The sequence below is a fragment of the Georgenia soli genome, from assembly GCF_002563695.1.
Lineage (GTDB): Bacteria > Actinomycetota > Actinomycetes > Actinomycetales > Actinomycetaceae > Georgenia > Georgenia soli.
Map to the genome: position 1 here is coordinate 1,916,702 of NZ_PDJI01000004.1, position 23,527 is coordinate 1,940,228.

The following is a 23,527-nucleotide window of genomic DNA, read 5'->3' on the forward strand; positions in this document are numbered from 1 at the left end:
GGGGTCAGGCTTTGGCGGTCTCGGAGTGGATGTGCGGGAACTTGCCTCGAAGGAGGTACTCGACGAGGGACATGCCGTAGTAGAGGGCGAGTCCCAGGACGGAGATGAGGGTCAGGGCGGCGAACATCAGGGGCGTGTCCAGCTGCGTGGAGGCGAACTGGATGAGGTAGCCGAGCCCTGCGGAGGCGCCGGCGAACTCGGCCACGACGGCGCCGATGACGGCGAAGGTGATCGCGATGCGGAGGCCGGCGAAGAGGTACGGCAACGACGTGGGCATCTGGATCCGGGTGAGGATCTGGTTGCGGCTCGAGCCCACGGACCGCATGAGGAGCAGCAGGTCGCTGTCCACGCTCTTGAGCCCGACGATCATGTTCAGCGTGATGGGGAAGAACGCGATGACCACGATGAGCACGAGCTTGGGTGCCATGCCGTAGCCGAACCAGAGGATGAAGATCGGCGCGAGGGCGACCTTCGGCACGACCTGGAAGAGCACCACCAGGGGGTAGACCGCGCGGTCCACCCAGTGGAACCGGACGATGAAGACCGCGAGGAGGACGCCGACGACGATGCTGATGAGGAAGCCGTAGATCACTTCCTGCAACGTCACCCACGTCCCGCTCAGCAGGAGCTCTCGCGAGGTCCACATCTCCGCCATGAACTCACTGGGCTTGGCGATGACGAAGCTCGAGACCTCGAGGAGCTCGACGGCAACCTCCCAGAGCAGGAACAGCCCGAGGAAGAGCACGACACTGGGCCACGTGCGCCGGAAGGATCTCGACAGACCGTTCGGCTTCCTGGCTGGCCTCGCCGGCGCCTGCCGTGGCCTCCGAGCGGCTGGACGGCTCCGAACAGTTTCGGGTGCGGGCATGTTTGCCTCCGTCTTGATCGACATGTCAGGCCACCGCCGTCGGCTCGAGCTGGTCTCGCAGGTGCGCGACGTACTCGCCGAAGTGCGGGTTCTCGAAGACTTCTGACGTCCGAGGGCGGTCGAGGTCGATCTCGACGGTCTCGACGATCCGGCCGGGACTGGTGCCCATCATGTGCACGACGTCGGAGAGGAAGACCGCCTCGGAGATCGAGTGGGTGACGAAGACGATCGTCTTTCCGGTGGCCGCCCAGATCTCGGCGAGCTTCTCGTTCATCTCGTCTCGGGTGATCGCGTCCAGCGCCCCGAAGGGCTCGTCCATCAGCAGGATCGCGGGGTCCATGGCGAGCGCCCGGGCGATGGAGACCCGCTGCGCCATTCCGCCCGACAGCTCGTGCGGCAGCTTGTGCCGGGCCGCCCCGAGCCCGACCAGCTCCAGGGCGTGCTCGGCGGCCTCACGGCTCTCGGAGTTGCGACTGCCGGTGGCGATCTCCCGCAGCATCCGGGCGTTCTCGAGCGCGGACTTCCAGGGCAGCAGCGCCGGTCGCTGCGGGCACAGCCCGATCTGCCGGTTCTTCACAGCGGCCGCTGCCGGTGCTCCGTCGATGACGATGTCTCCCGCGGTGGGTTCGAGGATCCCGCCGAGGATCTTCAGCAGCGTGCTCTTTCCGCAGCCGGAGGGACCGAGCAGCGTGGTGAAGCTGCCGGACGGGATGTCGATGTCGAGGTCCTCGAGCACCGCAGGCCCGTCGTCGTAGCCGTAGCGCATCTCGACGCCACGTGCGCTGATTCCGCCCGTTCGCATGAAGCCTCCTCGCTGAGACCGACCAGTCCGGCGCGTGTCTGGCGGCCCATTCCGCCTCGGCAAGTGTTCTCACCATCTGATAACGCGCTATTAAGGACAGGACCTTAGGCCCAGGCGGAGCACGGGGTCAAGCACTATCGGAGCGCTTGGCGCCGTATGCGCGCAGACCCGTCTCACGGGGCGCAGCCATCGCGCCCCGCACCGTCCCCTGCCGATGGAGGGCCGCCGCGGGCCGGCAGAAGCCCGGTGAGGACTGGGCTGCCACTCTCACGCGCACTCCCCAGGTCCAGCTCGTGCCCGGCGGGACCTACGTGCTCCCGGGGACGGTCGAGCTCCCGGACGGGTGCGTCATCCTCGGCAACGGCGCGACCGTTACCGTGGCGGAGGACTCGTACGGCGCCCTCGCGGTCACGGCACGACAGGACGTGACGATCCGCGACGTGCGCTTCGTCGGGCGCCCCGGGGGCGCGGTCGACCTGGCGCCCGTCTTCGCCCATGTGGGTGTCCGCCTCGACCGCAGCACCAACGTACGGATCCTCGACTGCGACTTCAGCGGCTGGCGCGGGGCGGGCGTTGCGGTGACAGGTTCGCGGACCGATGACTACTTCGGCTACCGGGTCAAGCTGCTCGGCAACGCGTTCGTCCGCTGCTACCTCGGAGTGTCACTGGCCGACAGGAGCGAGTACTCCATCGCCCACGACAACAGCTTCGCCTACTGCCGGTTGGCGATCTGGAACTCGTCGGGCAACTGGAACCTCACCGGCAACGACGTCGTCGGGTGCCACGGCGCCTACTACTCGATCGCGGCCAGCAGCCCGTACGGGCAGCTCACCTCCGACAACTGGGGTCATGGCACGGTCGTCGGCAACACGTTCAACCACTCCAACGGCGGCACCGCCGAGCGCTGGACGACCCATCTCGAGTTCCCCGTCGGCGGGTCGGTCCATGACCCGGGCCCCGGGGTGGTGGTCCAAGGACTGCTGCCGCCGACCTTCACCGGCAACACCCTCTGGTACACCGACATCGGCGCCAAGGACCTCGTCGGGACACCGTGGCTTCTCTCCGGCTGCACCCTGTCGAACCTGACGGTCAGCAGCACCGGCGGTCCGGGGATCCACCTCGTGGGCACCCAGGCCAACGGCGCGGCGAACCTGCCTCGTCTCGTCGGCAACGTCAGGGATCTCCTGGCGGGGCTCGCCTGACTTGGAGACTCCCCTGCGGGACGTCGTCACTGTGACGACGTCCCCCGGACTGACGACCGGCTTACGAGAGGTCGCGCCGCATGATGATGCGCGGCATCTTGCTCGCGACAGCGTCGGTGGTGCCGACGACCCGGAAGCCCACCTTCTCGAACATCGGGCGCGTGCCGACGAACGCCATCGTCAGGTCCATGCGACCGGGTGGGTCAACAGGGTAGGCCTCGACGGCAGGCGCACCCCGCGAGGCGGCGTACTCCACGGCGCCCTCGATGAGCGGCCGGGTGACGCCCTTCTTCCGGTGCCCGCTGCGGACGACGACGCAGATGATGCTCCACACCGGCACGTCGTCGATCGGGCGGATGAGCTTGGAACCCGCGAGCCGCGGGATCTCCGCCCGCGGTCCGACGTTGCACCAGCCGACCGGGACGCCGTCGAGGTAGGTCACCACGCCCGGCGGGTTCTCCCGCTCGCACAGCGCGCGCATGGCCTGCTCGCGGTCTCCCCCGCCGAGCTCCTCGATGTCCTTGGCCCGCAGCCGGTGCGAGAGGCACCAGCAGTGTGTCTCTCGGCGCTTGGGGTTGATGACGTCGGCGAAGTCGTCGAAGCGGTCCGGTGTCACGGGGTGAGTCTCAAAGGTCATCGTCGACTTCTCGGCTTCGGTCACCGGTCCATGATGGCGTGCCGCCGTCGGCAAGCGGGACAGGCGCTCCCACTACGCTGCGGCCATGCGCAAGGACGGGCTGGGGCGGCTGCAGGTGGTCTGCGGGCCGATGTTCGCCGGGAAGTCGGAGGAGCTGCTGCGGCGGGTGCGCCGGGCCCAGCTCGCCGGGCTGGCCGTCGAGATCGTCAACCACGCGCTCGACGAGCGCCACGGCGTCGGCCACGTGGCCTCGCACTCCGGGCTCAGCGTCCCCTCCCACGCGGTGCCCGACGTGGCCGGGCTGGTGCAGCTCGTGGCCGAACAGCGGCTCGACCTGCTCGCCATCGACGAGGCCCAGTTCTTCGGCAACGACCTCGTCGCCGTCGTCGAGGACCTGGTGCTCCGCGGGGTGACCGTGGTGGTCGCGGGGCTGTGCGTGACGTTCGACGGCCGGCCCTTCGAGCCGCTCCCCTCCCTCATGGCGATCGCCGAGGACGTCACGAAGCTGACGGCGGTGTGCACGGTCTGCGGCGAGGACGCCGCATTCCACCAGCGGGTCCGGGAGGGCGAACTTCCGGACGACGGCGTCGCGGACGCCCGCGCGGCGACCGCCGAGCACGTCGGCGGCATCGAGACGTACCAGGCCCGGTGCCGGCGCCACCTCGAGATCCGCGCCTGAACCGCCGGACCGGCGGCGGCCCTTCCCGTACCGCTCCGAGGTTCGCGCCCGACGTCGCTCGTCAACAACCGACGCCAAAACCACCCCGCCGGGAGCGGCCGTCCCAAATACTTGCCCGCATGAGGAAATGGTTCCAGCGCGACTACCACCCGCTGCTGGACGGTGGGCCCGAGATCGTCGAGGTGTCGGCGTCGGTCGAGATCCGCGCGAGCCGGAAAGACGTCTGGTCGCTCATCAAGCCGGCGGAGAACGGGCCGCTGCTCAGTCCCCACATCGTGCGCGGCTTCCACGTGCCCGGAACCCCCGACGGCGTCGGCGAGATTCAGGGGTTCATCACCGTGCACGACGGCCGCGAGCACCTCGTGGGCATCGAGCTGGTGGCCGAGGTCCCGGGGCAGCTGGCGGTGACGCGCGTGCTCGGCTCCCTCGACGACGCCTCTCGCTCGACGTACGCGCTCAGCGACATCCCCGGCGGCTGCCGGTTCGAGCAGCGCGAGCGGTTCACCGTCCCGCCGGGCGTGGCCCGCGCTGCGCTCGAACGGCACCACCAGGAGCTCATCGACGTGCTGGTCCAGCGGGTCAGGCAGGTGGCGGAGAGTTCCTGGACGCCCTACCCGGCTGCTCCTGACGGTCGGCCGGACGCGCGCTTCAGCCCCGACTTCCACCCCGCCCGGCGGTAGCGGCGTCTGGGACGCGCGGTCCACAGGCCGACGCATTTGCAGCGCGATCCGCCCCGATCGACCGTAATGTTCAGCCCGGCGCACAGCCACTTCATCCCTGAACGAGGGGCCCGACATGACACAGCAGCTGACGGAGACCGCCGCCGAGCACACCACCCCCGAGCAGCCGGCCCGGCGCGGCCCGGGCAGGCCGCGGCACACCGACGTCGAGCCCCGCAGCTACGAGGCGGTCCTCGAGCTGTTCGGGCAGCACGGTTGGTCCGGTCTCACCCTCGACGCCGTCGCCACGCACGCCGGCATCGGGAAGTCCTCGATCTACCTGCGCTGGAAGACCAAGCGCGAGCTGCTGCTCGACGCGGTCCGCGACTTCGAGAACCGGCACGTCAGCCCCGCCGACGAGGGCCAGCCGCTGCGCGAGTACCTCGTCGAGTACGCCGTCGCCCGCGGCCGCCTGCTGCTCGGCGTGCACGGCCCGACGATGCTCAACATCGTCTCCGCCGCCATGGCCAACCCCGACGACTTCCAGGAGATCCGCGAGGAGAGCATCAGCCAGGGCATCCTGCCCGTGGTGGGGCGGATCGAGCGGGCGGTCGCCGAGGGCGAGCTGCCGGAGGACGTCGACGGCGGCCAGCTGCTCGACATGATCGAGGGCGCCCTGGTCTTCCACCTGCTGATCTCGCCGCGCGGCGCGAGCCGCGAGGAGCTCGGCGCCGACCTCGCACGCTACGCCGCGTCGCTCGTCGACAACGCCCTGCAGGCCGCCGGCGCGCGGAGCTCCTAGCCTACGGACGCCGCCTCGTCGAGCGTGTGGGCCTCGAAGCCCTCGAGCGTGCCGCGGATGCGGGCCAGCCCGTCCGCGAACGTCGCCGACGCGCGCCAGGCGGCGATCTGCTCGAGGGACTCCCACGGCCCGGAGCTGATGAAGCGGTTGGGCGCGTCCCGGTCACGCAGGAGCGTGGCCGACGCGCCGGGATGGTCCACCGCCGTGGCGGCGGCGAACGACCGCCACGCCTCGACGAACTCCTCCTCGTGCCCTGGCCTCACGGTCCAGATGCCGAGCGTGTATACGGCCATGCCGACCACCTCCGACGACGACGTCGCGCGGCCATTGTGCGCCGTCGTGAGGAGCAGGGGAACCGGCGGCGGCGCCGGCCGGGCGGTGCGCCACCCCACCGCCTGGTGCGCCGACGCAGCGGCTTACCGCAGGGGCTGCGGCTCGGTGAGGAAGGGCTCGAGCACGTGCCCGGCCCACTCGTACGCCTCCAGGTACGACTGGTAGACCGAGAGGATGCTGGGCCGCTCGATCTCCACGATGAGGTCGCCGTCGAAGCACTCGGGCAGCGCGGCGAGGACGCGGTCGAACGGGACGACGCCGAGGCCCGGCTCGGCCCAGACCCGCTGGGTGGCGACGAGCGTGTGGTAGTCCTGGCCGCGGCCGCGGCGGGTGGGCTGGGCGTAGTCCTCGAAGACGTCGGAGAGGTGGACGGCCCCCACGCGGTCGGCGTAGCGGGCGATGATGTCGGCCGGGTCCGTGCCGGCCCAGCGCAGGTGCCCGGTGTCCGGGCCGAAGCCGACGACGTCGGGGCCCAGGGTGTCCAGCGCGGCGACGATCTCGGCCTCGGTCTCGACGAGCCCGCCGACCCTCGGGTGCAGCAGCGGGCGCAGCCCCTCCGCCCCGAGGACGCGGGCCGCCTCGCCGATCTCGTCGACGGCGCGGTCGAGCGTGCCGCGGTCGTGCCCGGCGCCGACGGCCGGGCGGGCCACGCGCGCCGGGACGGGGTCCGGGATGAGCATGACCCGGTCGAGACCGAGGGCAGTGTGCTGCGCGGCGGTGCGGCGGGCCCGCTCGAGGATGCAGGCCAGCGACTCCTCGCCGTCGAACGTCGCGGCGAAGATGCCGGTGGCGGGCGTCAGCTGGTACACGCCGAGCCAGTGCGCGTAGTCGTCGAGCGGCAGGTCGTCCGGCACGTCCACCCGCACGGCGGTGTAGCCGATGTCGTGGAGGTCGGCGTAGGCCTGGGCCATCTGCTCCAGGGGCGTGGCGTCGACCGTGCCCCACAGGTAGCCCAGGGTGCTGACGGCCAGGCGTGGCCGGGTGGTTCGGGTCGTCATCGTGAAGCCTCTGCGGGCGCGTCGGGTCAGTGTCTCCGCTCAGCCTGTGCCATACGACACGTCCTGCCCAATGGTTGCCACCTGTTGCCCGATCTGCACCGATTTCCCGGGGTCGGGGGCCGACATTCGGGTGGGCCGGTGCCGACTTTCGTGGGGCCGGGTGACTGGGCGGAGCCCCGTCGGCGGTCAGGCAGAGACCCGTCGGCAGCCGCGCAGAGCCCCGGCGGACCTTGGCCGCCGATGCCCGGCCGCCGACCGACTCAGGCCTCGGGGTCCTCGGGGTCGACGGGGGCGTGGTGGTCGTGGTTCGCCTCGCCGCGCTTCCAGTAGCCGCTGCACTCGACGGTCGAGGCGTCCAGCTCCAGCTCGCGGCGCAGGTAGCGCCGCACCGGCTTCAGCGTGCCGGCCTCGCCACCGAACCAGAAGAACCCGACCCCTCCGGGGCGCGCGACGGCGCGCGCGGCGTCCTCGAGGAGCGCCGTCGTGCCGGGCAGGGCGTCGCCCCGGTGGAGCCAGGTGATCCGCCTGTTCTGACCGGCGAGGTGGGCGAGGTAGGCCTCGTCGTCGGCGTCATGGACCTCGGCGAGCACGGTGACGTCGGCCGTCTCGGGCAGGATTCGCAGCCAGCGGGAGAGAGCAGGCAGGGCGGACTCGTCACCACCGAGCACGAACCAGTCGGCACCGGTCGGGGCGAGCTTGGAACCGCGCGGGCCTGCGACGTCGATCTGGTCGCCCTCGCTCACGCGAGCGGCCCAGTCGCCGGCGGGTCCGCCGTCGCCGTGCAGGAAGAAGTCCAGCTCGAGCTCGCCACGGTCGTTGACGAGCGGCGTGTAGTCGCGGCTGATCAGCTCGACGCCCTGGGGGCGCTCGATGCCGCCGTCGGGCGCCACCCGCGGCGCGTGGAGCTCGCCCGTGACGGGGTGGGGGAAGAAGACCTTGACGTGGTCGCCGGGGCCGGTGCTGACGAAGCCTTCCATGGGGCCGGCGAGCGTCACGCGGCGCATGCGCGGGGTGATGTCGCGCCAGCCGGTGACCGTCATCGGGCGGACGGCGAACTCGTGACGGACCCGCTCGCGGGTGAGCGTGGGTGAGGTGAGGTTCATCGGAAGTCAGGGGTGCGTCGCCGTGGTCGGCTGTCCCCGTTCTCCTTTCGATCGGGGTGGGCGTCTGCCCACAATTGTCTCAGCGAAGTCGCCGTCGATCGAGGTCGTCGTTCTGGTTCGAGATTCGGCTCGGGCGAACCAGAACGTCCATCTCGCCGCACCTCTGGGCCGCCGTTCCATCATCCAGGACCACCTGCGGGCCACGCTGCGTGGAGATCACACGGCTCACCTGACCGCGGGCCCGCCCAGCTGCCCGAGCGCGGTGCGCCACGTGGCGTCCAGGTCCGCCCCCGGTGGGAACCGGTGCCGCAGCTCGAGGTCGACGAGGCCGTGGGCCAGCGCCCACAGCGCGCGGGCCAGGTGCTCGTCCCCGCCGGCCACGCGGACGATCGGAGCGGCCGCGGCCTCCTCGACCCCCGGCCGGATCCGGTCGCGGAGCAGCGGGCGTCGGGTCGCGACCTCGTAGAGGCCGGGATTGTCCAGCGCCCAGCGCCGGTAGGCGAGGCCGAGCCGCTCCAGGTCGTCACCGGCGGCGACGAGCGCGGTGGTCATGCCCTCCAGCGCCCGCTCCTGGAGCGCGGCCTCGATGTCCTCCTTGCCGCCGACGTGCTTGTACAGGGAGGGTGCCTGGATGCCGAGCTCGGTGGCGATGCGGCGCATGCTGACCGCGTCCAGGCCCTCCGCCTCGAGGACGGCTACCGCGGCCTCGACGATCTCGTCCCGACGGCTCATGCCCCGAGGCGCTCCGGTGCCGTCGCGGTGACGCCACCCGTGCCGGCCATGCCCGCGGGCTCGGTCGGCGCCGTCCCGACGTCGGCCGCGGCAGCTTCCGCCCGCTCGCGCAGGGCCTCGTTCATCAGCGCAAACCCCTCCCGGGTGCGTTCGAGCGTCCGGCCCAGGAGGGGCACGAGCACCCCGGAGAAGGTCTCGGCCTGGACGAGGCGGGTACCGCCGTCGGGAAGCGCGGTCAGCTCGAAGGAGTGCCGGCCGTCGAAGATGCCGGGGACGCCGAGGCGACCCAGCCACTCCAGCCGGCGCCCGTCCTCCAGCACGCGGACGGAGGGGCGGAAGGTCATGGGGCGCCCGCCGGGGGGCTGGATGCGGATCGCCAGGCGTGAGCCGAGCTTGAGCTCGCCGTCGGCGCTGGTGATGAACGGGTTCCACTCGGAAAAGGCGGCGAGGTCGGTGAGCGCGGCCCACACGACGTGCGGCGGGGCGCCGATCTCGGTGATGACGCTGAGCGTTCTCATGGCGGGCTCCAGGACGGTCGGCTAATGGTGTTAGCCAGTATGGCTAACGTCATTAGCCGCCGTCAAGAGATTGGCTGCACCGAACCGCGACCTGCCGCTGAGCCGCGCAATCCGCGCTGCCGAACCGCCGCCGCGTCGCGCGGCGCGGTCGGCTCTCGGGCGCGGAGTTCAGCCGTCCGCCCGGTCAGCTCACGTTGCCCTTGAGCAGGCGGTGCCAGTAGATCTGCGGCTCGAGATAGCGGTCGAAGAGGAAGGTGCTGCGCCGCGGCCTCGCCAGATCCGGGGTGCTGACGGACGGCTCCGGCCGCCCGTCGCGGTCGAACTCGGCGAGCAGCAGCTCGCGGCGGCTGGTGGTGACCGGGGCGACCGAGTAGCCGTCGTAGTGGCGCAGGTTCCGTCCCGCGCGCTGGGCGGCGATGTTGTGCGCGACCACGGGGACCTGCTTGCGCAGCGCCCCGCCGGACGGGAGCGTGTCGACGGTGGCGACGTCGCCGAGGCTCCACACCCGCGGGAACCGTTCGTGCCGCAGGGTGCGCGGGTCGACCGCGACGAACGCGCCACTGTCCTCGGTGCTGAGGTCGCTGTCGGCGATCCAGTCCGGGGCCCGGTGCGGGGGCGCGAGGTACAGCGCGTCGTAGGTCAGGTCGTCGGTCCCCTCGGGGGTGCGCACGCGCATCGTCCGGGAGACGGCGAAGATGGCCTCCACGGTGGCGCGGGTCCGGACGCGGACGCCGTACCGGTCGGCGGCCGCACGGAGCTCACGGTCGGCCTCGTCGTGGTTGACGAGCCTGTCCGCCTCGACGAGGAGCTCGATGTCGACGTCGCCGAGCACGCCCGTGCGGCGCCAGTGGTCCGCCGCCATGAAGAGGGGCTTGAGGCCGACCGGGGCACAGGGCACGTGCCGGTCGGAGATGACGAAGACGGCGCGGCCCGACGTCAGGGACGACAGCATGGCCCAGGTCTTCTCGGCCATGTCCGGCAGGTAGTTGGTGGCCGCCGTGGGCGTGTTGACGGCCTCCTCGGCGCCGGTCACGGCGTCCCAGTCGATGCGGGAGCCGGGGCACACGGCGACGTCGTTGTAGTGCAGCTCCCGGCCGCCCGCGAGCGTCACCACGGACCGGCCGGGGTCGATCGCCGTCGCCTCCTCGGCGTACCAGTGGGCGCCGTCGGGGATGCACCTCTCCTGGGGGCGGGTGAGGTCGTCGAGCGTGGCCATCCCGCCGCCGACGAAGCTCAGCAGGGGCCGGTAGTGGTGGGTCTTCTTGGGCTCGACGACGGCGACGTCGCGGCAGCCCATCCGCTGCAGCTTCGCGGCCAGCGAGATGCCGGCGTTGCCGCCGCCGACGATGACGACGTCGTGGTGACGAGGGGCGTTCATGACCACATCACGCTCCGGGCGGTGGGGAACGGTTGGCCGCCCACGCTAGGGGCCGTGGCGCCGTCGCGCGCGGTGACGGTGAGGTGCCGGCGTCGGGCCGCGCCAGCGCGTGCCGGATGACCCCGCCCCGCTTACCGTCGAGAGGTCAAGTCCTCCATGAGACGTCAAGTCCTCCGTGAGGCGTCGAACTCTGCCGAGCCGGCGCGGTCGGGCGAGGCGATGCGAGCGGTGCAGGCGCAGCCGCGGTAAGGAGTGCCCATGCCCGAGGGACACACCATCCACCGGCTCGCCCGGGACATGGCCGAGCTCGCCGGCAGGCGGGTGACCGCGACGTCGCCGCAGCGCCGCTTCTCCGCGGAGGCGGTGGACCAGGACACGGTCGTGGACGTCGATGCCGCCGGCAAGCATCTCCTCATCGACACCTCGAGCGACCGCACCGTCCACGTCCATCTCGGGATGCGCGGCAAGTGGCTGCGGTTCTCCCCGGTCACCGGGGAGCCGATGCGGCAGGTCCGGCTGCGGCTGGCGACGGACGGCGTCGCCTGGGACCTCATCGCCCCCAGCGTCTGCGAGGTCCTCGACCCCGCCGGGCGGGACAACCTGGTGGGCCGGCTCGGCCCTGACCCGTTGCGCCCGGACGCCGACCCCGCGGAGGCGCGACGGCGCATCGCGGCCTTCCGAGGTCCGATCGGTGCGGCGCTGCTAGACCAGGGCGTGATCGCAGGGGTCGGGAACGTCTTTCGCGCCGAGGCGCTGCACGCCTGCCGCATCGCGCCGGACCGTCGTGCCGGCGACCTGACCGGCGACGAGCTCGACGGTCTGTGGTCGACCCTGACCCGGATGATGGCGACCGCCGTGGAGGACGGCCGGATCGTCACCGTGGACGCCGAGGACCACCTGGCCGTGCCGGAGGACCGCGCCCGCCGCGTGTACAAGCAGGAGGCCTGCTACGACTGCGGCACCCCCATCGAGGTGACCGAGATCGGCGGCCGCACCTCGTACTCCTGCCCCCGCTGCCAGGCGCGCTGATGCAGACCTTCGTGCCGTACAGCGACTTCGCGGCCACCGCGCAGGTGCTCGACGACAAGCGGCTGGGCAAGCAGCGGGTGGAGGTCTTCCAGATCGTCCGCGCCCTGACGTGGCCGGACTACGCCTGGAAGTCCCACCCGGCCGTGCTCATGTGGAAGGGGTACGAGGAGGCGCTGGGGCGCTACGGGCTGACGATGTGCGAGACCTGGACGGCGCGGGGCTACGGTGACACCTGCGCGGAGACGATCGCCACCGACCTCGCCACCGCCGGCGTGCCGACCATCCGGGGCTATCAGGTGCTGCTCGACGACGGCGCGCTGCCGGGCTGGCTCTTCGACGCCGCCCTGCTCCGCAGTCACCGGTCCAACCTGCTCCGCAAGGACCCGGAGCACTACCGACCGCTCTTCCCCGACATCCCCGACGACCTGCCCTACGTCTGGCCGGTGCGCTCGCCGGCCGTGCTCGAGCGGGAGCGTCGGAAGCTGGAGAACGCCGAGCGCCGACGTCGGCCTTCCGAGACCTGACCTCCTCGACCAGGACCGGCCCCGACGGTTCGTACCCGGAGGCGGTGGCTACGACAGCGGCTCGCGCAGCCCGCTCGCCCGGCGCACCGGCGTCCTGACGGCCTTGCGAACCGACTCCTCCGTGCCGACCACGCGAACGAAATTCCGCGCACGGGTGACGGCGGTGTAGAGCAGCTCACGGGTGAGCAGCGGCGACGTCGCCGCCGGCAGGATCAGCGAGACCCTGCCGAACTGGCTGCCCTGCCCGCGGTGGACGGTCATCGCGTGGACGGTCTCCACGGGCGGCAGGCGGTGCGGGCGCACGCGCATCGGCTCGCGGGGGTCGCCGAAGACGGTGACGACGCCACCGTCGCCGTCCGCGACGACCACGCCAGTGTCGCCGTTGTACAGCCCGGTCTCGCGGTCGTTGGCGGTGACCAGCAGCGGCCGGCCGGGGTACCAGGGCGACGTGGCAGGTCCGCGCGGGTGCGCCGTCGCGCCCCGGCCCGGGGTGCGACCGTCCGTGCCGGTGCCGGTGCCGGTGCCGGTGCCGCGGTCGGGCCCGGCGGCCTCGGTCACCCACTGCTCGACGAGCCCGGCCCAGTGCGCGACGCCGAACGGTCCGCGCCGGTGGGCGAGCATGAGACGGTGCGCCTCGAGCGCCCGGAGGGCGCGTGCCGCGTCGCCCGCGCGGGCGGCCATGACGAGATCGGCGCCGGCCTCCTCTGCGTCCTCGCGGACCGACCGCATCTCGTCCTCGGTGAGGCGGTCGCCGGCGACCTCGACGAACTGCACCGACGGTCCGCCGGTCCGCAGCACCGCGAGCGCCGCGTCCGCGTCGCCGTCGCGGATGGCGGCCGCCAGCGGCAGGATCTGGCTGTCCCGTTCCTGGCGGTGCACGGTGGTGAGCCGGACGACGCTGCCCCGCAGCTGCCTCCGCTCCGGCTCCGTGAGACCGGCGGGCTCGTAGGGCGCGACGGCCCGCTCGACGACCTCGGCCACGGGCGGGCGGGCGACGAGGTCGCCGAGCACGGCGCCGGCCTCGACGGAGGCGAGCTGGTCGGGGTCGCCGACGAGCACGAGCCGGGCCTCCGGGCGCAGGGCCTCGAGCAGCCGGGCCATGAGCGGCAGGGAGACCATCGACGTCTCGTCGACGACGACCACGTCGTGCGGGAGGTGGTGCTCGGCGTCGTGCCGGAACCGGGTCGAGCTGCCGGCCTTCCAGCCGAGCAGCCGGTGCACGGTGGTCGCCTCGGGCGCACCCACCCGCACCCGGTCGGGCTCGTCGGCGAACTGGGCCACCACCTCGCGCACCGCCTCCTGCAGGCGTGCGGCGGCCTTGCCGGTCGGGGCGGCGAGCGCGATCCGCAGGTCGGGGCCCGCGACGTCCTGGAGGACCGCGAGGACGCGCGCGACGGTCGTCGTCTTGCCGGTGCCCGGGCCACCGGTGAGGACCGTGAGCCGGCTGAGCACCGCCGTGGCCGCGGCGAGTCGCTGGCGGTCGTCACCGGCGTCGGGGAAGAGCCGTCGGACGGCCCCGGCGAGGCGCTGGTCGTCCACGCCGGCGACGGGCGTGCGGAGCCGGGCGTCCACCTCGCGGCGCACGAGCAGCTCGTCGCGCCAGTAGCGGTCGAGGTACAGGCGTCCGTCGACCCACCGGGCGGGCCGGTCGGCGGGTCCGTCCACGCCGACGGCGACGACCGGGCTCGCCTGCACCGCCGCTGCCCAGGCGTCCGCCTCTGGCCACGGCAGCGGACCGACGGGCACGGTGTCCTCGCCCTCCGGGACGGCGAGGGCGTCGAGGTCGTCGAGCCGCACGCACACCGAGCCCGAGCGCACCGCACGGACGGCTAGGGCGACGGCGAGCAGCACCCGCTCGTCGCCCTCGCCCGTGAGCCGGCCGAGACGCTCGGCCACGTGGACGTCTGCCGCGGCGAGGACGCCCGCGGCGTTGAACTCCGCGAGCAGCGGGCCGGCGTGCAGGGCGAGGCGGGCGTCGGCGGAACGGTCGGGAGTGTCGAGCGAAAGCGTCAGGCCGGTCACCGGGACCTCCCCTCGAGCAGTGCGGACAGCTCGACGACGAGCGCGGCGGGCGGGCGCCACGACATCACGCCGTACGGGACGCCGTCGGCCACGGGGGTCTCCGCCCCGCACATGCCGCGGACGAAGAGGTACAGCCCGCCGCCGAGGTGGCGCTCGGGGTCGTACCTGCGCTGGCGCCAGCGCAGGTAGCGGTGCAGGGCCGCGAGGTAGAGGAGCAGCTGCAGCGGGTAGTGGGCCTGCATCATCGCCTCCGCCAGGGCGGCGGGGCGGTAGTCCCAGACGGTGAGCGGCTCGTCGAAGCTGCCGAGCCGGTTGGTCTTGTAGTCCACGACCAGGTAGCGCGGACCCGCGTCGCTCCCGGCGGCATCGGGCGCGGCCCGCAGCCGCAGCACGGCGTCGATGCTTCCGGTGAGGTAGCCGAGCAGCTGCGCCTCGCCGAGGGCGGCGAGGTGGTCAGCGTAGTGGGCGAAGACGTCGTCGGCCGGCAGGTGGCGGCGCAGCAGGTCGGCCAGATCGGCGAGGGTCGACGCGGGCCCGTTCGGGTCGTCCCCGCCGGCGAGCGGGAGCTCGAACTCGAGCTCGGGCAGCCGGTCACCGGGGGCGAGGTCGGCGAGCGTGGCACCGGCGGCGAGCGGGCCGAGCGGTGTCGCCATCACCTGCCCGAGCGCCGCCGCGAGGAGCTCAGGGGCGACGCCGGGCACGCGGGCGGTCCCGGCCTCGTGGGTGCGGGCGAGCAGCTCGGCGCCGAGGTCGGCGGCGCTGGTGTCGACCCGCTCGAGGATCTCGTGCACGAGCGTGCCGAAGGCGGCTCCGGCGGGCAGGTCCGCCATCGGGGACGGCAGGCGACGGGCGAGGTCGGCTCCGTCGTCGGCGAGCCTGCCGGCGACGGTGACCTCGGCCTCGTCCTGGACGCCGGTGGTCTCCGGCTCGCTCGCGACGCCCTCGGCGTGCGCGGCGGCGGTGAGCCCGGTGTAGGAGGTGCGCCGCCAGGAGTGGTCGAGGGTCCGGCCGAACCGCGCGACGGCGAGGCCGGGGCGGCCGCGGTCGGGCGGCGACCAGTGCGCGGGCACCGGGTGCTCGGTGACCTGCTCGACGGCGATGGCCCCGCCGGAGCGCCGGGCGAGGTCGGCAAGGGCGGTGGCGACGACGTCGTCGGCAGCCACCGAGACCCGGTCGGGCGGCAGCTCGCCGGGCGCGAAGGCACCCAGGAGCAGGCGTGAGAGCGGCCCGCCGGCGGAGTTGGACGACGGCGCCCAGTGCACCACCACCTGGGTGGCGGCCCGGGTCAGCGCCACGTAGAGCAGGCGCAGGTCCTCCCCCCGCTCCTCCGCGAGGTGGCGCTCGCGCGCGGCGTCGTAGCCGTCGTCCTCCTTGCCGCCCACGTGGAGCAGGCGGGTGCCGGCGTCGTCGTGGAAGCGCAGGATCGGCGGGGTGCGCGACTCGTAGCGGTCCCAGCCGAAGGGCACGTAGACCACCGGGAACTCCAGGCCCTTGCTGGCGTGGGTGGTGACCACCTGGACCGCGGCGGCGTCGGTCTCGAGGCGGCGGCTGCGCTCCTCGGCGTAGTCCTGCTCGGCCTCGGTGATGCGGCGGCGCAGCCAGTCCGTGAGGGCGGCCACCCCGAGACGGTCGGCCGTGGCGGCCAGGTGCAGCGACTGGCCGATGTGGCGGAGGTCGGTGAGCACCCGCTCGCCGCTGTCGGTGCTCATCAGGCGCTCGGCGACGCCGCCGACGCTGACCGCCTCGAGCAGGGCCGCGACGCCACGCTCGGAGAGCAGCCGCGCCCATGTGCGGACCTGGTCGGAGAGCTCGTCGAGCTCGGCGTCACCCGCGCCGGCGAGCCGGGCGGCGTCCCACCCGACGAACGGCGTCAGCGCGAGGGCCGCGGTGCGTCCGGCGTGACCGGGCTGCTCCAGGGCGCTGAGGAGGGTGAGCCACTGCTTGGCGGCGGGCTGGGCGAACACGCTGACCAGCGCCGAGACGACGGCGGGCACGCCCGCGGCCGCGAGCGCGTCCCGGACGGCGGCCGCGTCGGCGTTGCGGCGCGTGAGCACCGCGACGTCGCCGGGCTCGAGGGGACGCCAGGCTCCGCCGTCGAGAAGCCTGGTGCGGCCGAGCTGGCGCACCACGTCCGCGGCGACGTCGGCCGCGACGAGCTCACGGACCTTCCCGACCGTGGGGGTCTTGGTGCCCTTGACGCGGAACGGCTCGCGGGTGACCTGCCTCAGCCGCAGCGGCGCGCCGCCGTCGAGCCGGCGGCCGGTGTGCTGGGCGTCGACGGGCCGCACGACGATCGCCTCATCGCCCAGCGCCGCGCCGCCGAGGACCTGCTCGAGGCCGCGCAGGAGGGGTTCGTCGCTGCGCCAGTTGCGACCGAGGGTGGCGGTGGTGGTCGCGTCCCGTCGGGCGGTGAGGTAGGTGACGACGTCGCCGCCGCGGAAGGCGTAGATCGCCTGCTTGGGGTCGCCGATGAGGACGAGGGTGCGCCGGCCGTGGAAGGCGGTCCGCAGGATCTCCCACTGCACGGGGTCCGTGTCCTGGAACTCGTCGACCAGGACGACGGCGTAGCGCGAACGCACCCGCTCGGCCGCGGCAGGGCCGTGCTCGGGATGGGTGAGGGCATCGCGCAGGAGGACGAGCAGGTCGTCGTAGTCCATGAGGTGGCGCTCGCGCTTCCGGCGCAGCACCTCGGCGAGGGCGTCGCGGGCGAAGGCGTAGCGGTGCCCGGCGAGGGTGTCGGGGTCGGCGCCGGCCGGTTCGAGCTTCGCCTGGTAGTCGCTGACGGCGGCCTTGGCGACGCCGCGGGCGTCGGCCGGGGTCAGCATCGGCTGCTGGCTGTCGGCGTAGCGCTGGAGGTAGAGGTCGTCGACGACCTCCTCCACGAGGTCGGCGATGTCGGGGACGAAGGTCGCGTCGGCGTCCACGTCCCCGGCCACGCCCAGGGTCCTGAGCATCTGCTGGCAGAAACCGTGCGTGGTGGTGATGGTGGCGGCGTCGAACTGGGACAGGGCCCGGGTCAGGCGCCGACGACGGACCTCGAGCTCGGCGGCGTCGACGGCGGCCAGGTGGGCGACGACGGCGTCGTCGCTCGTGCGCGCGTCCGGGCTGCGCAGGGCGCGCTCGGCGGAGACGAGGCGCTCGCGCACGCGGTCGCGCAGCTCGGAGGTCGCGGCGCGGCCGAAGGTGACGAGCATGAGCTCGGACAGCTCGGCGACCCCCTCGCCGACGTACCGGGTGGCGAGCGCCGCGATGGTGAACGTCTTGCCCGTGCCGGCGCTGGCCTCGAGGACGGTCGTGCCGGTGGGCAGCGGGCCGCAGACGTCGAAGACGGAGGGTGACCTCATGACATCTCGCTGTTCTCGGGACAGCTCGCGCGCGTCGGGGGTGGCACTGGGGCTCACGGGATCTCCGTCTCCTCGTGGGCGAGCAGGGGCTCCCACACGCGGCGGGCCAGGACGCCCAGCCGGGTGCGGTCCTCGGGCCACCACGCCTGCTCGGCCGGGGTGGGGGTGCCGAGGATGTCCGCGAGGGCGGCTCCCTCGCCCCAGCAGACGACGTGGTGCTCGTCGTCCCGGTCGAAGCCGCCGTTCCACTCGCGCGTGGCGTTCTCCAGGGCCATCGCCTCGGAGTCCCCGCCGTACCGACTGTTGGCGTAGGAGCAGGAGACCGGGACGGGCATCGGCAGCGGCTCGCGGGCCGCGAGGGAGCGCAGGTGCACGAGCTGTTCGAGGAGCTCGAGCGCCTCCTGCTGGGACGGTGCCGCGAGCTTGGAGACGACGGCGCCGGGGCGGTTGTGCCTCGGCCGCCCGATCGTGACAGCGGACCAGTCGCGGCCCGGGTGGCCGGCCGCGAGGGCGAGGGCCTGGACCCAGGCGCGCAGGCGGTGCTTCGGCCCGAGCCGGGAGAACACGGTGCGCACCACCGTGGTGCCGTGGACGCCGGGGACGGTGCCGGTCAGGACGGTGCCGGAGGCCAGCCGGACGGTGAGGTCGACGGCGGTGGCCGGACCGAGCGCGTAGCCCGAGGCGGCACCGGCGATGGGGGCCACCCTGGTGTCGACGTCGAGGAGCGTGGCCCGGCCAAGCTCCTTGGGCGGCACCTCGCCGCGGCGCCACTCGGCGTTGACCGCCTGGCGCTGGTCGACCCCGGCGAGCCGGGCGGCGAGCAGCCGGTCGCCGATCTGCCAGGTGCCGAGCCCGTCCAGGCTCAGCGGCAGGCGGTCCTCGACGTCCTCGACCTCCCCGGCGAGGGAGAGCTGGAGGCGGCGGCGCAGGAACCACTTCACCGGGTGCTCGAGCATGGCGACGAGGTCGTCGAGGTCGATGCCGAGCGGCGCCTCCAGGGCCGGGAGGGGCTCGGGGAGGAACGGCGTCGCTCCGGTCCGGTCGCCGCGGCCGGCCAGGGCGGCGCGGTGCGCGACGGTGTCGAAGCTGAACGGGCCTGGGCGGCCGAGGGTGCCCGGGGTGAAGTTACGCTCGTCGACCACCTGGAGGGGGTGGTGGACGACGACGTGCTCGCGGACAGGGCGGTCGTCGCCGGTCGTCGCGGCGGCGTCGAGGGCGTCGAGCAGCTCGCCGACGGGCACGGCGGGCGGGCGGGCGGCGCCGGTGCGCTCGTCGGCGCCGGAGTAGAGGACGACGAGGTGGTCCGAGGCGGCGGTGACGGCGTCGAGGAAGAGCTGACGGTCCTCGCTGCGCCGGTCGCGCTCGCCCAGGCAGGGGTCGCGCAGGAGGAGGTTGTCGCCGTCGGCGGAGGTGCCCCGGGGGAAGACCCCGTCGTCGACGCCGAGGAGGCAGACCACGCGGTGCGGGACGGCGCGCATCGGCTCCATCGAGCACATGGTCAGGGCGCCGGTGCGGAAGCCGGCGCGGGTGGGGCGGCCCTCGACGCGGTCCGCGAGCAGGGCGCGGACGTCGGGGAGGCGCAGGGGGACGGCGTCGTGGTGCTCGCCGGAGTCGCGGACGTCGGCGAGGATCCAGCGGGCCTGGACGAGCTGCCAGGAGTCGGTCGGTGTGGTGTCGGCGAGCAGGGTGAGCGCGCGGTCGAGGGCGTCGAGCCAGTGTCCGAGCGGGTGGGTGCCGTCGAGGGTGGCGAGGACGTCGGTGAGGCGGGAGAGCAGCTCGGCGAGGCGGCCGGCCAGGTCGATGTCGGTGGAGTCGACGTCGTCCATCGGCAGCGCGGGGCCCACGTAGCGGTAGCCCTCCTCGGCCATGGCGGCGCCCAGGAGGATGCGGTCGAGGGCCAGGTCCCAGGTGCCCTGGCGCAGCGTGGGCAGGTCGAAGCGCGCGCGGCGGTCGAGGTTCTCGCCCCAGTGGACTCCGGCGGCGACCGACCAGTCGCGGATGCGGTCGAGGTCGTCGTCGGAGAGGCGGAAGCGGCGGCGGACCGGCTCGCTGGCGGCGAGGTCGAGCACCTCCGAGGCGGTGACCCGGCCGTCGGCGAGGGTGAGGAGGGAGCTGAGCAGGCCGAGCGCGGGGTTGGTGCGCCCGGGTGAGCGGTCTGCCAGGCGGACACGCAGGGACTGGCCGGGGTGGACGAGGTGCCGGTGGTCGGCGTCGTCGGCGACGAGACCGAAGGTGGCGGCGACCAGCGGGGCGACCGCCTCGATGTCGGGGCACATGACGATGACGTCGCGCGGCTCGAGGGTGGGGTCGTCGGCGAACAGGCCGGCGAGGACCTCGCGGAGCACCTCGACCTGCCGGGTGCGGCCGTGGCAGGCGTGCACCTGGACGGTGCGGTCGCCGGGCGCGAGGGCATGGGGCGGGGCGTCCGGCGCGTCGTCGCGCAGGCGCTCCTGCAGCGCGCCGAGCAGGGTGCCCGCGGGCGCCGGGGCGGGGTGGTGGTGGACCGCCGGGTCCGACGTGGAGGAGGACCCCACGGCGGATGTGCCGAGGCGACGCTGCAGCTCGACGGAGTCGCGCGCCATCGAGGCGAGCATGGGGTGCTCGGCGACCGCGGGCTGGTCGCTGCGCCGTCGGGACGTGGTCCTGACGGCGGCGACCCGGTCCCACAGGACCGGCGACGGATGCGGCAGCCACAGGTGGACGTCGCGGTGCTCGGCCAGGGCTGTGAGGAGCCGGAGCTGGTCCTCGGGCAGGCGGGTGGGACCGAACACGGAGAGGCGGTCGGGGAGGTCGACGGCGTCGGGCCGCTCGACGATCGTGCGCAGGGCCTCGCCCAGGCGTTCGGCCGGGCTCGCGGTGCCGACGTGGTCGCGGAGCCGGCGCCACAGGTGCGGCTGCCAGAGCAGGTCCGAGTCCACCGGCCCGCCGCCGCCGTCCTCGTCCAGCCCGCGCGCCCAGGCCTCGACGAGGTCGGGGCGCTGGGAGGCGTAGGCAGCGAACAGGCGGGCCACATGGCGGGCCAGACCAAGCCGCCGGCCGCGGCGGACCTCGTCGCCGTCGTCGCCGACGTACCGGGCGATCGGGGCGGCCCACGGCTCGTGGAGGGTGGCGTCGACGACCTCGAGCAGCGGCCACGCGAGGCGCTCGGGCTGCCACGGGTCGTCGTCGGCGTCCAGCCCCAGGGCTGCGGTGAGCACCTCGCCGACGAGGCGGAGCGGGGAGCCGAAGGTCACGTTGGCGCAGATGCCGGCCTCGCCGGCAGGACCCGCCCCGAGGTGGTGCGAGAGGCGCTGGGCCAGCCAGCGCTCGACGCCGCGCGTCGGCACGGCGACGACGTCGGGCGTGAACGGGTCGTCCGGCGGGTCGGCGAGCACGGCAGCGAGCGGCGGGACGAGCGCATCGGCGCGCTCGGAGCGGTGCAGGTGGAGCACGGGCGTCCCTCCCCGGTGTGGTCTGCCGCCACTCTATGACGGCCCACCGACACCAGACCCGATATAGGACTCTCCCGTGCCCGAACCGCCCAGACGGCCAGACGGCCAGCGGCCACGAGGCAGCACCCGCCTGGTAAGCCGCACCGGCGGAAGTCAGGCGTACATGAGCGACCCCGGGGTCGTGAGCGTCTTCCCGGTCTCCAGCCACGTCTTCAGGCCGGAGAGAATCATCGGCCAGCCCCCGTAGAGCTCCTCGCTCGCGCCGTCGCGCAGCTGGTCGTGGGTGACGGTGAGGCGGCAAGAGTCCTGCACCTGCTCGATCTCCCAGGTGACGCGTGAGACTCCCTCGGCTGCGACGTCATCGCTCCACAGCGCGCGCATTGTGTGGACGAGGCGGCGCCCCGGGTCCACCTCGAGCAGCTCCCCCTCCGTCAGGACCAGCCCGCCGCCGGCGGGGTGCCTCAGCGTCACGGTGGAACCGACCGACCAGTCGGAGAACACGTGAGCCCCGAACTGATACTTCGCGCGGGTCTCGCCGTCGGTGATCGCCTCCCAGAGGCGCTCGGGAGTGGTGCGGATGTAGATCTCGAAGACCTTCTCCATCGGAGTCTCCAGCCTGCTCTTGAGCCCGCTCAGCGTCGCCGCCCAGGGCTCGGCGTACTTGCTCACCCACCGGTCGTGGATGAGGCGGATCGGAACCGGGTTGAGGAAGTGGAGCTTCTCGCGGCCGCGCCGCCGGGTGACGACGAGGCCGGCCTCCTCCAACAGCTTCAGGTGCTTCGCCACACCGAAGCGGGACATCTCGAAGTGCTGCTCGAGCGCGCTCAGGGACTGCCCGTCCTGGCGGAAGAGCTCGTCGAGGAGCTGCCGGCGCGTGGGGTCGGCCAGGGCCTTGAAGACCTCGTCCACATCTCCATTGTGTGACCGAACGGTCACGTGTCAAGGGGTGGGTCCTGGAACAGATCGGTCCGTGGCCGGAGCCGCACGGGGGCCGCGGTCCGGGCTAGCGTCATCGTCGAAGTTTGCACACAGACGGGAAGGCAGGGGCATGGGCGAGAAGATCCGCATCGGCATCGTGGGGTACGGCAATCTGGGGCGCGGCGTCGCGCTGGCGGTGCCGCAGAACCCCGACATGGAGCTCGTCGGCATCTTCACCCGCCGTCAGCCGGGCGACATCGAGGCCCCGGACCCGAGCACACCGGTCCTGTCGTTCGACAGCCTGGACGACGGCCGCGACGACGTCGACGTGCTGATCCTGTGCGGCGGGTCCAAGGACGACCTGCCCGAGCAGGGCCCTACGCTGGCGGCGCGCTTCAACACGGTCGACAGCTTCGACACCCACGCCCGCATCCCGGAGTACTTCGCCGCGGTCGACGCACCGGCTCGGGCGGCGGGGCGCACGGCGCTCATCTCCACCGGTTGGGACCCGGGCATGTTCTCCCTCAACCGCGTGTACGGGGAGGCGCTGCTGCCGGAGGGAGAGACCTACACCTTCTGGGGCAAGGGGCTGAGTCAGGGTCACTCCGACGCCGTGCGGCGGGTGCCCGGCGTGGCCGCCGGCGTGCAGTACACCGTCCCTTCGGAGGAGGCGATCGACGCCGTGCGCAGCGGGCGACACCCGGAGCTCAGCACCCGGGAGAAGCACCGTCGCGAGTGCTACGTCGTCCTCGAGGAGGGTGCCGACGCCGACGCGGTGAAGGAGGCCATCGTGACGATGCCCCACTACTTCGCCGACTACGACACCGAGGTGCACTTCATCAGCTCCGAGGAACTCCGGCGCGACCACGGGGCGATGCCGCACGGCGGCTTCGTCATCCGCTCCGGCACCACCGGCGGCAGCCACGCGCAGGTGGTGGAGTACCGGCTGCAGCTGGAGAGCAACCCCGAGTTCACCGCCAGCGTGCTGGTCGCCTACGCGCGCGCGGTGCACCGGCTCAACGCTGAGGGCCAGGTGGGGGCGAAGACGGTCTTCGACGTCCCGCCCGGGCTGCTCTCCCCCAAGTCGCCCGACGAGCTGCGCGCCGAGCTTCTCTGAGGAGCGCCCACACCCCGTCGCCTGAGCGCCGCCCCGCCTCGGCGGTAGTCCACCACGGGCACCGCCGGGGCCAGTTGCCGCGGCACTGACGATGGACACCTGCTCGATGCCGCCGACGCCTCAAGACCGCGCGGAAAGCCATGACTTGAGCGTCGTCAGAGCACATCTCTCTGGGAAAAGTCCCCAGGAATGCAGAAATGGCCCTCACCTGGTGGTGAGGGCCATTTCTGGAATGGGTGTTCGGCGGTGTCCTACTCTCCCACACAGTCTCCCGTGCAGTACCATCGGCGCTGAGGGGCTTAGCTTCCGGGTTCGGAATGGGACCGGGCGTTTCCCCCTCGCTATGACCGCCGTAACTCTATGGAGATATCAGCCCCCGCCGAGGACGACGGGTGGTGCGTATCTCGGGAACCGCACAGTGGACGCGTAGC

General features: G+C 73.1%; 20 protein-coding genes and 1 rRNA gene. 7 read left to right on the top strand and 14 right to left on the bottom strand.

The window, feature by feature from the left end:
- Positions 1-4 precede the first annotated feature (4 nt).
- Entirely contained in the window at positions 5-745 is a 741-nt protein-coding gene (locus tag ATJ97_RS09965) for an ABC transporter permease (RefSeq protein WP_211287154.1), read from the bottom strand.
- Positions 746-893: 148 nt separating this feature from the next.
- Positions 894-1,670, bottom strand: coding sequence for an ABC transporter ATP-binding protein (locus tag ATJ97_RS09970; protein ID WP_211287156.1), 777 nt, complete (start codon positions 1,668-1,670; stop codon positions 894-896).
- A gap of 146 nt (positions 1,671-1,816) precedes the next feature.
- Here ATJ97_RS09970 and ATJ97_RS09975 point away from each other — a divergent pair, with 146 nt between their 5' ends.
- A complete protein-coding gene (locus ATJ97_RS09975) occupies positions 1,817-2,872 on the top strand; it encodes a NosD domain-containing protein (RefSeq protein ID WP_170037354.1) in 1,056 nt (351 codons plus the stop codon).
- Between the two features lie 61 nt (positions 2,873-2,933).
- Here ATJ97_RS09975 and ATJ97_RS09980 read toward each other — a convergent pair whose 3' ends face one another.
- Entirely contained in the window at positions 2,934-3,509 is a 576-nt protein-coding gene (locus tag ATJ97_RS09980; protein WP_098485371.1) for a GNAT family N-acetyltransferase, read from the bottom strand.
- 85 nt (positions 3,510-3,594) lie between these two features.
- On the opposite strand from ATJ97_RS09980, the gene ATJ97_RS09985 reads away from it, so the two are divergent.
- From ATJ97_RS09985 to ATJ97_RS09995, 3 genes are all read left to right on the top strand, one after another.
- A complete protein-coding gene (locus ATJ97_RS09985; RefSeq protein WP_098483619.1) occupies positions 3,595-4,188 on the top strand; it encodes a thymidine kinase in 594 nt (197 codons plus the stop codon).
- Between the two features lie 119 nt (positions 4,189-4,307).
- Positions 4,308-4,868 carry an SRPBCC family protein gene (locus tag ATJ97_RS09990; protein WP_098483620.1) on the top strand — a complete coding sequence of 187 codons (561 nt, stop codon included), beginning with the start codon at positions 4,308-4,310 and terminating at the stop codon, positions 4,866-4,868.
- A gap of 115 nt (positions 4,869-4,983) precedes the next feature.
- Positions 4,984-5,649, top strand: a complete 666-nt coding sequence (locus ATJ97_RS09995) for a TetR/AcrR family transcriptional regulator (protein WP_098483621.1) — start codon at positions 4,984-4,986, stop codon at positions 5,647-5,649.
- Here ATJ97_RS09995 and ATJ97_RS10000 read toward each other — a convergent pair.
- From ATJ97_RS10000 to ATJ97_RS10025, 6 genes are all read right to left on the bottom strand, one after another.
- On the bottom strand, positions 5,646-5,942 hold the full coding sequence (locus tag ATJ97_RS10000; protein WP_098485372.1) for an antibiotic biosynthesis monooxygenase family protein: 297 nt from the start codon (positions 5,940-5,942) through the stop codon (positions 5,646-5,648). The two genes, ATJ97_RS09995 and ATJ97_RS10000, sit on opposite strands and share 4 nt — an antisense overlap.
- Before the next feature lie 123 nt (positions 5,943-6,065).
- A complete protein-coding gene (locus tag ATJ97_RS10005) occupies positions 6,066-6,980 on the bottom strand; it encodes a sugar phosphate isomerase/epimerase family protein (protein WP_098483622.1) in 915 nt (304 codons plus the stop codon).
- A gap of 260 nt (positions 6,981-7,240) precedes the next feature.
- Positions 7,241-8,083 carry a siderophore-interacting protein gene (locus ATJ97_RS10010; RefSeq protein WP_098483623.1) on the bottom strand — a complete coding sequence of 281 codons (843 nt, stop codon included), beginning with the start codon at positions 8,081-8,083 and terminating at the stop codon, positions 7,241-7,243.
- Between the two features lie 225 nt (positions 8,084-8,308).
- Positions 8,309-8,815: a TetR/AcrR family transcriptional regulator gene (locus ATJ97_RS10015; RefSeq protein WP_098483624.1), complete on the bottom strand. Its 507-nt coding sequence runs from the start codon at positions 8,813-8,815 to the stop codon at positions 8,309-8,311.
- On the bottom strand, positions 8,812-9,333 hold the full coding sequence (locus ATJ97_RS10020) for an SRPBCC domain-containing protein (protein ID WP_098483625.1): 522 nt from the start codon (positions 9,331-9,333) through the stop codon (positions 8,812-8,814). Before ATJ97_RS10020 ends, ATJ97_RS10015 begins: the two co-directional genes overlap by 4 nt.
- Positions 9,334-9,517: 184 nt before the next feature.
- Entirely contained in the window at positions 9,518-10,711 is a 1,194-nt protein-coding gene (locus ATJ97_RS10025) for an NAD(P)/FAD-dependent oxidoreductase (protein ID WP_098485373.1), read from the bottom strand.
- A 258-nt stretch (positions 10,712-10,969) separates the two neighbouring features.
- On the opposite strand from ATJ97_RS10025, the gene ATJ97_RS10030 reads away from it, so the two are divergent.
- Together ATJ97_RS10030 and ATJ97_RS10035 are read left to right on the top strand one after the other, a co-directional pair.
- Entirely contained in the window at positions 10,970-11,740 is a 771-nt protein-coding gene (locus ATJ97_RS10030; RefSeq protein ID WP_098483626.1) for an Fpg/Nei family DNA glycosylase, read from the top strand.
- Positions 11,740-12,264, top strand: coding sequence for an MSMEG_6728 family protein (locus ATJ97_RS10035; RefSeq protein ID WP_170037357.1), 525 nt, complete (start codon positions 11,740-11,742; stop codon positions 12,262-12,264). The genes ATJ97_RS10030 and ATJ97_RS10035 overlap by 1 nt, the downstream gene beginning before the upstream one ends.
- Positions 12,265-12,312: 48 nt before the next feature.
- Here the strand turns inward: ATJ97_RS10035 and recD are convergent, their stop codons facing one another.
- The 4 genes from recD to ATJ97_RS10055 form a co-directional block, all read right to left on the bottom strand.
- The gene (gene recD / locus ATJ97_RS10040; protein ID WP_170037360.1) at positions 12,313-14,286 is read right to left on the bottom strand and encodes an exodeoxyribonuclease V subunit alpha; all 1,974 of its coding nucleotides are present in this window, start codon (positions 14,284-14,286) and stop codon (positions 12,313-12,315) included.
- Positions 14,283-17,630, bottom strand: coding sequence for a UvrD-helicase domain-containing protein (locus tag ATJ97_RS10045; RefSeq protein ID WP_098483628.1), 3,348 nt, complete (start codon positions 17,628-17,630; stop codon positions 14,283-14,285). Before ATJ97_RS10045 ends, recD begins: the two co-directional genes overlap by 4 nt.
- 53 nt (positions 17,631-17,683) lie before the next feature.
- Complete coding sequence (gene recC / locus ATJ97_RS10050; protein WP_098483629.1) at positions 17,684-21,061, bottom strand: exodeoxyribonuclease V subunit gamma; 3,378 nt, start codon at positions 21,059-21,061, stop codon at positions 17,684-17,686.
- A 153-nt stretch (positions 21,062-21,214) separates the two neighbouring features.
- A complete protein-coding gene (locus ATJ97_RS10055) occupies positions 21,215-21,970 on the bottom strand; it encodes an ArsR/SmtB family transcription factor (protein ID WP_098483630.1) in 756 nt (251 codons plus the stop codon).
- A gap of 139 nt (positions 21,971-22,109) precedes the next feature.
- Between ATJ97_RS10055 and ATJ97_RS10060 the strand changes: the two genes are divergently transcribed.
- Positions 22,110-23,096: a diaminopimelate dehydrogenase gene (locus ATJ97_RS10060; RefSeq protein WP_098483631.1), complete on the top strand. Its 987-nt coding sequence runs from the start codon at positions 22,110-22,112 to the stop codon at positions 23,094-23,096.
- Positions 23,097-23,334: 238 nt separating this feature from the next.
- On the opposite strand, the gene rrf is transcribed toward ATJ97_RS10060, so the two are convergent.
- Positions 23,335-23,451 (bottom strand): 5S ribosomal RNA (gene rrf / locus ATJ97_RS10065).
- Positions 23,452-23,527 lie beyond the last annotated feature (76 nt).

What these genes read in the sequence shown, in the direction of transcription:
- ATJ97_RS09970 (WP_211287156.1), bottom strand. Translation starts at nt 1,670, where the DNA reads ATGCGAACGGGCGGAATCAGCGCACGTGGCGTCGAGATGCGCTACGGC.
- ATJ97_RS09980 (WP_098485371.1), bottom strand. Translation starts at nt 3,509, where the DNA reads ATGACCTTTGAGACTCACCCCGTGACACCGGACCGCTTCGACGACTTC.
- ATJ97_RS09985 (WP_098483619.1), top strand. Translation starts at nt 3,595, where the DNA reads ATGCGCAAGGACGGGCTGGGGCGGCTGCAGGTGGTCTGCGGGCCGATG.
- ATJ97_RS09990 (WP_098483620.1), top strand. Translation starts at nt 4,308, where the DNA reads ATGAGGAAATGGTTCCAGCGCGACTACCACCCGCTGCTGGACGGTGGG.
- ATJ97_RS09995 (WP_098483621.1), top strand. Translation starts at nt 4,984, where the DNA reads ATGACACAGCAGCTGACGGAGACCGCCGCCGAGCACACCACCCCCGAG.
- ATJ97_RS10000 (WP_098485372.1), bottom strand. Translation starts at nt 5,942, where the DNA reads ATGGCCGTATACACGCTCGGCATCTGGACCGTGAGGCCAGGGCACGAG.
- ATJ97_RS10005 (WP_098483622.1), bottom strand. Translation starts at nt 6,980, where the DNA reads ATGACGACCCGAACCACCCGGCCACGCCTGGCCGTCAGCACCCTGGGC.
- ATJ97_RS10010 (WP_098483623.1), bottom strand. Translation starts at nt 8,083, where the DNA reads ATGAACCTCACCTCACCCACGCTCACCCGCGAGCGGGTCCGTCACGAG.
- ATJ97_RS10015 (WP_098483624.1), bottom strand. Translation starts at nt 8,815, where the DNA reads ATGAGCCGTCGGGACGAGATCGTCGAGGCCGCGGTAGCCGTCCTCGAG.
- ATJ97_RS10020 (WP_098483625.1), bottom strand. Translation starts at nt 9,333, where the DNA reads ATGAGAACGCTCAGCGTCATCACCGAGATCGGCGCCCCGCCGCACGTC.
- ATJ97_RS10025 (WP_098485373.1), bottom strand. Translation starts at nt 10,711, where the DNA reads ATGAACGCCCCTCGTCACCACGACGTCGTCATCGTCGGCGGCGGCAAC.
- ATJ97_RS10030 (WP_098483626.1), top strand. Translation starts at nt 10,970, where the DNA reads ATGCCCGAGGGACACACCATCCACCGGCTCGCCCGGGACATGGCCGAG.
- ATJ97_RS10035 (WP_170037357.1), top strand. Translation starts at nt 11,740, where the DNA reads ATGCAGACCTTCGTGCCGTACAGCGACTTCGCGGCCACCGCGCAGGTG.
- ATJ97_RS10045 (WP_098483628.1), bottom strand. Translation starts at nt 17,630, where the DNA reads ATGAGGTCACCCTCCGTCTTCGACGTCTGCGGCCCGCTGCCCACCGGC.
- ATJ97_RS10060 (WP_098483631.1), top strand. Translation starts at nt 22,110, where the DNA reads ATGGGCGAGAAGATCCGCATCGGCATCGTGGGGTACGGCAATCTGGGG.